Here is a 574-nt window from a genome sequence, read left to right as displayed (position 1 = left end):
TTTGGTATACCTCAAACTCTCACAACAGATCAAGGGCCGTGATTCATGTCACAACAATTTAGAGAATTTGCCAGTACATTCAATATAAAGCTTTTGAATTTGTCTCCTTATTATGCTCAAGCTAATGGGTAGGCAGAGGCAAGCAATAAGAGGTTAATTAGTTTGATCAAGAAGAAGATAGAGGAGAAGCCTAGGAGATGGCATGAAGTATTGTCTGAGGCCTTGTGGGCATACAGGGTGTCTAAACATGGGGCAATTATGGTAACGCCATTTGAATTAGTATATGGAATGGAGGTTGTTATCCCTGTTGAATTGAGTATACATGCCTACAGGGTGGTGCATCAGGATGCGGTGTCGGCCGAAGATTATGGTAATTTGATGATGGATGAGATAGACAATTTAACGGAAAATCATTTGAAAGCATTACAAGAAATTGAAAAGGAGAAATTACAAGTGGCTAAAGCATACAACAAGAGGGTACGGGAAAAATCGTTCCAGGTAGGAGAATTGGTGTGGAAATTGATTTTGCCCGTTGGATTGTGTGACAAGAAGTTTCGGAAGTGGTCTCCAAATT

At 40.1% G+C, this 574-nt stretch carries 1 protein-coding gene; it reads left to right on the top strand.

Translation table 11 applies throughout. The features are described 5' to 3' along the window. Positions 1-258: 258 nt before the first annotated feature. Positions 259-574: hypothetical protein (locus tag ACQY5W_RS13395; RefSeq protein ID WP_428025468.1), on the top strand; the 316-nt coding region annotated here is incomplete at its 3' end.

Source organism: Arcobacter sp., from assembly GCF_050300555.1.
In the GTDB taxonomy this organism is placed as follows: domain Bacteria; phylum Campylobacterota; class Campylobacteria; order Campylobacterales; family Arcobacteraceae; genus Arcobacter.
Note: the sequence above shows the minus strand (reverse complement) of the source record. Positions and strands in the feature narration are given on the sequence as shown.